Origin of the sequence: Neobacillus fumarioli NBRC 102428 (genome assembly GCF_001591485.1) — a bacterium.
In the GTDB taxonomy this organism is placed as follows: domain Bacteria; phylum Bacillota; class Bacilli; order Bacillales; family Cytobacillaceae; genus Neobacillus; species Neobacillus fumarioli.
The window spans coordinates 1-5945 of sequence record NZ_BCUZ01000151.1 but is presented as its reverse complement, the minus strand read 5'-3'; the positions used below and the strand labels follow the sequence as shown (position 1 = coordinate 5945).

Below are 5945 nucleotides of genomic sequence, written 5' to 3'. Positions count from 1 at the left end.
ACTTTTTTATCAAGAAGTAAATTTCTTACAGTATATTTGTCCTGCTTTAGTGGAAAATAAAATGAAACTAATCCATAGGAGGACAATAAATGAGCAATCAAGATTTAAAACAAAAGGTTGTTAACATCATTTCTAACCACAGAACGGGCACCCTGGCATCGGTTGAAAATAATAAGCCCCATTCACGTTATATGACGTTTTACAACGAGGACTTAACATTATATACACCAACGAAAAAGGACACAGAAAAGATTGATGAAATTAAAAATAATCCATATGTTTCGGTATTGCTTGGTTATGAAGAGAAAGGACAAAGCGATGCCTTCGTTGAAATTTTAGGCACTTCATCTATTAATGATACACAATCTTTAAAGGATCAATTCTGGGAAGAATCTTTTAATAAATGGTTTGATGGCCCCAATGATCCGAACTACGTATTTCTTGAAATACATCCCGAAACAGTCCGAATCTTAAACCTAAACGGTGAGCCACCACAGGAATTCTCGTTGAAAAGCTAGTCAATATTAGTAAATTACCTCATTGATGGCCAAACTATCATTTTAAATGGAACGAAGAGCCATCAATGATTTCCACATCCTCCCTTGCTTTAATCTCTTCCATTAAATGAAACAGTGCTTCATCTTTTCTTTTTGCTTCAATCATGCAATCAATTTGCTTAACGCTGCCTTTAATTTCTTTTAAAAACTAAAAAACCATTTTCACATCAACAAAATCGGTATGGTGGCGAAATGCCTTTTGACTTTTTGGACTGGAAATATGCATTTTTAGAGGAAGAGGAGAATGCCTCCATGTCTGGAGGACTCGGTTCCAATGAACTTCCCAATCAGCATTTCGATAGTGAGCAAGATGATGATGATAATCAAAAACAAGAGGAATATCCAGTTTTTCGCACAAGTAAAGAGTATCTTCTAGCGTAAATGAGGTATCATCATTTTCGAGCATAATCATTTTTTGAATCGATCTAGGAACGCTCATCCAATTATCTATAAAACGTTCAAGGGATACATCTGTCTCTTTATAATTACCTCCCACATGCATGACACAACGATGAGTAGGTACAATTCCCATCCCTTTTAATAATAAATAATGCATCTTCAACGTTTGGATGGAATTTATTAATATCTCTTTCTTCATGGAATTAATGAGAACAAAGTGATCCGGATGAAAATCAATTCTTATTTCGTGATTATTGGCAAAATCACCAATCTCACGCAGCAGTTTATGGAGTGGCTTCAGATAATTCCAATCAAGAAGTTCTTCATGGTTGGCAAGAGGGATTAGACGAGAAGATAAACGATAAAAATGGATTTCAGATGCTGCATTATGCTTTAAAATTCGTAGCGTATGTTCTAAGTTCGATAGCGAAATCCTTTCCAATTTACGAATAGCAGCTTCCCTGTCATCAATTTTCTGGAATTGTGTAAATGTCATGGTTTGTGAGGGAGAAGCATTTTTTAATTCCATGCTCATTGCTACATAACCGAGACGTACAATCGTCATTTTTCACACCTCATTCCAAAGTAGTTGATCTTCCTATCGCCATTCTACCTCTCCGCTGGATATACGTTTGATTCCCCGAATAGAAGCGATTTCTTCTATAAGTTTCAACATAGCAAGGTTTTTCTGCTTGGCTTCAATCATAATGTCAAAATCCCTATCAAGCTCCTTTGCTATTTTTAAGAACGGAAGGATAAAATCCAAAGAGACAAAATCAGCATGTGAACGATAGGCTTGGTCTGACTTTGGTGAAGAAATGTGGACCTTCGGCACTGTTGGACAGCTATCCCATGTATTAAATATCCGTGGTAAATAATGTGAGAGGTCACCCTCTCCTTTATTCGCCATATAGTGATGGTAATCAAGAACCATTGGAACCTTTTCTTTTTCGCAAGTAATCAGTGTTTCCTCTACATCATAGGTTTTATCATCATTTTCAAGTGTTACATGTTTTTTAATAGTATGGGGCAACTTTTTAAAATTATGATGGAAGCGCCTTAATGAAGTATCCTTATCACCATAAGCTCCGCCAATATGAATATTGATAATCCCCCTTTCTAGCGCATTCATCGCATCGAGCATTTTAAAATGGTATTCCATATCCTTTACCGCATTCATGGTAACTTCTTCCCGTGGACTTGTAAAAAGAGTGAATTGATTAGGATGAAAGCTTGGGCGAAACTTAAATTGTTGGATTATCTTACCTAGTTCTTCCCACTCGGCTCTGAAAGGAGTAACGAAATCCCACATTACTTCCGGATGGCTTGCCAAAGGAACAAGTGAGCTTGAAAACCGATACAAACAGATTTCGTGGGCGATATTATAATACAAAATTCTTTTCGTATGTTGTAAATTTTGTGCTGTTACAGATTTGAGTTTGTCCATTCTCTCGCTTTTAGAAAGAGCTGAATAGCGAGCAAATGTCAAAGATTTGGAAGGGCTTGCGTACCATAAGCCCAAAGCATTGGCTACATACCCAAAACGGATCTTCATCTATTTTTCTCCTTCATTTAATTCAACAATTAATTTCCCCATACATCGGCGTCTTAAGAACTAAATATTTTTTTAAACATATGCTTCCATATAATTATTTTCTTAATGAAAGAAGTTGTCATTATGACCAAATTTAATGCATCGAAATTATGCACACAATTTTTGCCATCTACCACTGAATGTATGCCTGTCAAAGGCCGAAAATATACCTTGACACATTCTGATGCGACTGGGGAATTATTTTTAAGTATTGGAACTCAATATAACCTTTCTGCCATTAACTTCAAAATCAGAGACGAGGTTTTAGCAGAATGGATCGAGCATAATGGGCAACTTATATTTAAAGGCAAAGTCTATGTAAGTGGAGGAGAATTTGATGAACACTCCTCTAAGCAACGCTTTATGATTTTCCAAAGAGAAATGAAACTTGCCTTAACTGCTATATTTTACGGTGATCGCAAATTTTTCAGCTGTTTTCCTCAGTTGCTTAATTCCTCTATCTTTATCCAATTCGAATCCATCTATCCACAATACAATCAAGTACTTTACTTTGGTAGCCCTCGTCAATATTTAGATTCTATCTTTTCCCTGGACCTTAATAAGTGATTTATTTAAAATCTTCTTCAAATAAAAGGTTCGATTATGAACAACAGATGTGCATTTTTAAATAACTTCGTAAATTTAAAACACTTTATTATGATGAAACACAAAAATCTGCATTGCAAAAAGGTCACTTTTTGAGTGGCTATTTTTGATGTTTAAATTCATTACAGAACAGGTCTTCCGTTAACTTTTCCAATCGGATACAATAGAATATGTTGACGGAACACATTTTAAAATACATAGATTTTGAGTTGCTGTTTACAAGTTATATGCTTGTGACGGCTGTCATGATGCTCATTACTGGGGCGGTTTCCAGCCGCATCGGTCCAAAAAAGGCACTGCTTGGCGGTCTTTTTATTATCGTTGTGTTTGATTGTTAGCCGGATTTTCTGGCACTGTTACCCAAATAATTTGGTTCCGTGGGGGCTGGGGTCTTGGGAACGCACTGTTTATTGCAACGGCCTTAGCGGTTATTGTGAGTGTCACAATCGGCGGAACGGCCACGGCAGTTATCATTTATGAGGCTTCCATTGGTCTTGGTTTATCTGTTGGTCCACTGCTTGGCGGCTGGCTGGGCGGAATCACCTGGCGCGCGCCGTTCTACGGTGTAGCGATCCTGATGGCTATCGGGTTCTTCGCGATATTATTTTTGCTGCCGAATATTGAAAAACCAAAGCAAAAAAGCTCTGTACTGGATCCGATCAAGGCATTGCGTTTTCCAGGTCTCTTAGCAATGGTTTTCACCGCTTTCTTTTACAATTACGGTTTTTATACATTGTTTGCCTTTACGCCGTTTGTATTAAATATGAGTGCGATGAAACTTGGGCTTATCTTTTTCGGCTGGGGTATTGCATTCGCCATCTTCTCGGTATTTGTAGCACCAAAGGTCGAAAAAAGGTTCAACTTGCGCCGCATTATGTATGTAATGTTGCTGCTGAACACGGTAGACCTGCTTGTGATGGGGTTAACGGTAGCAGCAGGCAGCCCGACAGTCAATGTATTGGGCATGCAATGGTCTGCTAAAGCGATTATCATTGTGTCAGTCATTGTAGCCGGAATATTTATGGGTATTAATGGTACTCTCGTGACAACAGCGGTTATGGAAGTAGCACCGGTGGAACGTTCAGTCGCTTCTGCAGCCTATAGTTTTGTCCGATTCTTGGGCGGAGCGATCGCACCTTATTTGGCAGGGAAGTTAGCTGAATGGTATAACCCAAGCATTTCAGCTAATACAATGGCCATTGCCATTATTGCCTTATTCTGCGGCAGAAAATATGTTGGTGCAGAAGAACAGATCCATGAAATAAAGGGGTCTGGCGAGCAAGCTGCTGTTAGTGTCGCAATACCAAGTATGCCTAAACGTAAGCCTGTATTAGACAATGCGAACGATAATAGAGATTTTGATTTCCGTAAAGCTATTGCAGCAATCCAACAGGGAACTTTACAAGCTAAAGAACGTCAAAGCGATCCATCAATGAACGATCAGGAATACCGCGAAGCGATACGCATGTTCATGCAAAATGGAAATAGGAAGGAACCGGATGAACCGATGGACGATCAAGTGTATCGGGAAGCACTTCGGCGGTTCCAGCACAACTCTTAAAAGAAATGTTATGGAGGAGAAACCACAATGAAAATTTACATTGTATATGACAGTGACAATGGACATACACGAGCATTGGCAGAAGCCATTTCTGAAGGTGTAAAAAGTGTCAATGGGGCTGAAGTTTATGTCAACCATGTCAACCATGCAAACATTAGAGACCTTGAAGACATGGACGCTATTATTTGGGGATGCCCCGGCCACTTTGGTTCGATCAGCGGAGGTTTAAAAAACTGGATTGACAAATTAGGATATCTTTGGGCACACGGAAAATTAGTAGGAAAGATCGGTGCTGTTTTTTGTACGACAGCAACCACTCATGGCGGAGTGGAAGCAACCATGCTAAATCTGATCACGCCAATGCTGCATCAAGGAATGATCATTGTTGGTTTGCCTGGGAATATTCCGGAAAATGCCGCTTATGGCTCCTATTATGGAGTAGGCATCACGTGCCCGGTAGATGAACCTGACAACCAATTGACGCAAAATGATCGTGCTTTAGGTAAGGCGCTTGGCAAACGAGTAGCTGAAACAGTCCAAAGGTTTGCTGGCAATCAATGAACAGCGGTACGCTAAATAGAGTCTAAAATGTTAGCAAGGAAGGACGATACGTATGTATAAAAAAATTTTAACAGCATTTGACGGCTCGGAGCCTTCTGCTCGTGCCCTTGAGCATGCAGCACAATTAGCAAAAGCAGTCGGAACGGAAAAATTGACGATTTTGTATATAAATAAAGAGGTTCCTATGCCGGAGCCTGCGCTAAATATTGATTTGAACCAATTGTTGAACGAAGAAAATAAAAAAATATTAGCACCTGCGGTTCAATTCCTGTCAGAAATCAATATAAATTATGAAACTCATTCATTTGAAGGGGAACCTGCCCATGTCCTTACGATGTATGCAAGAGAACATCATTATGATCTTATTGTCATGGGAAGTGAAGGAAAGGGATTGATCAAGGAAGCACTGATTGGAAGTGTGAGTCATAAAGTCGTACAAACGGCGCATTGTCCGGTGCTAATTCTAAAATAGAAAAAAGCTCGGCTTCTTATCAAGCGCATTAGAATTCTTTCTAGTGCGTTTTTTGTTGAGGTTCAAAATCAGTCATTTTCACAAAAACCTGGGAATTTTGTTACATTATTTTTTTAATCATTACAAAAACAGAAGATTTTATTTTATTTTTATCAATTATGTTTCAAAATATGACAAAATTCTTAAGTGTTATAA

The 5945-nt window shown here is 38.6% G+C and carries 7 protein-coding genes and 1 pseudogene; 6 read left to right on the top strand and 2 right to left on the bottom strand.

Annotated elements, in window-relative coordinates; translation table 11 throughout:
* The first annotated feature begins 89 nt into the window (after positions 1–89).
* The gene (locus BFU02S_RS14345; protein ID WP_066372007.1) at positions 90–518 is read left to right on the top strand and encodes a pyridoxamine 5'-phosphate oxidase family protein; all 429 of its coding nucleotides are present in this window, start codon (positions 90–92) and stop codon (positions 516–518) included.
* A gap of 37 nt (positions 519–555) precedes the next feature.
* Here the strand turns inward: BFU02S_RS14345 and uvsE (BFU02S_RS14340) are convergent.
* Both uvsE (BFU02S_RS14340) and uvsE (BFU02S_RS14335) read right to left on the bottom strand, forming a co-directional pair.
* Positions 556–1521 (bottom strand): annotated as a pseudogene (gene uvsE, locus BFU02S_RS14340) (UV DNA damage repair endonuclease UvsE).
* A 33-nt stretch (positions 1522–1554) separates the two neighbouring features.
* The gene (uvsE, locus tag BFU02S_RS14335; RefSeq protein WP_066371999.1) at positions 1555–2511 is read right to left on the bottom strand and encodes a UV DNA damage repair endonuclease UvsE; all 957 of its coding nucleotides are present in this window, start codon (positions 2509–2511) and stop codon (positions 1555–1557) included.
* 123 nt (positions 2512–2634) lie between these two features.
* Here uvsE (BFU02S_RS14335) and BFU02S_RS14330 point away from each other — a divergent pair, with 123 nt between their 5' ends.
* The 5 genes from BFU02S_RS14330 (at position 2635) to BFU02S_RS14315 (ending at position 5750) form a co-directional block, all read left to right on the top strand.
* On the top strand, positions 2635–3117 hold the full coding sequence (locus tag BFU02S_RS14330) for a staygreen family protein (protein ID WP_066371996.1): 483 nt from the start codon (positions 2635–2637) through the stop codon (positions 3115–3117).
* A 209-nt stretch (positions 3118–3326) separates the two neighbouring features.
* Positions 3327–3494: a hypothetical protein gene (locus tag BFU02S_RS17750; RefSeq protein WP_369690709.1), complete on the top strand. Its 168-nt coding sequence runs from the start codon at positions 3327–3329 to the stop codon at positions 3492–3494.
* Positions 3488–4717 carry an MFS transporter gene (locus BFU02S_RS14325; RefSeq protein ID WP_066371994.1) on the top strand — a complete coding sequence of 410 codons (1230 nt, stop codon included), beginning with the start codon at positions 3488–3490 and terminating at the stop codon, positions 4715–4717. The genes BFU02S_RS17750 and BFU02S_RS14325 overlap by 7 nt, the downstream gene beginning before the upstream one ends.
* Positions 4718–4744: 27 nt before the next feature.
* Positions 4745–5278, top strand: coding sequence for an NAD(P)H-dependent oxidoreductase (locus BFU02S_RS14320; protein ID WP_066371991.1), 534 nt, complete (start codon positions 4745–4747; stop codon positions 5276–5278).
* A gap of 52 nt (positions 5279–5330) precedes the next feature.
* Positions 5331–5750 carry a universal stress protein gene (locus BFU02S_RS14315; protein ID WP_066371987.1) on the top strand — a complete coding sequence of 140 codons (420 nt, stop codon included), beginning with the start codon at positions 5331–5333 and terminating at the stop codon, positions 5748–5750.
* Positions 5751–5945 lie beyond the last annotated feature (195 nt).

What these genes read in the sequence shown, in the direction of transcription:
- BFU02S_RS14330 (WP_066371996.1), top strand. Translation starts at nt 2,635, where the DNA reads ATGACCAAATTTAATGCATCGAAATTATGCACACAATTTTTGCCATCT.
- BFU02S_RS14320 (WP_066371991.1), top strand. Translation starts at nt 4,745, where the DNA reads ATGAAAATTTACATTGTATATGACAGTGACAATGGACATACACGAGCA.
- uvsE (WP_066371999.1), bottom strand. Translation starts at nt 2,511, where the DNA reads ATGAAGATCCGTTTTGGGTATGTAGCCAATGCTTTGGGCTTATGGTAC.
- BFU02S_RS17750 (WP_369690709.1), top strand. Translation starts at nt 3,327, where the DNA reads ATGTTGACGGAACACATTTTAAAATACATAGATTTTGAGTTGCTGTTT.
- BFU02S_RS14315 (WP_066371987.1), top strand. Translation starts at nt 5,331, where the DNA reads ATGTATAAAAAAATTTTAACAGCATTTGACGGCTCGGAGCCTTCTGCT.
- BFU02S_RS14345 (WP_066372007.1), top strand. Translation starts at nt 90, where the DNA reads ATGAGCAATCAAGATTTAAAACAAAAGGTTGTTAACATCATTTCTAAC.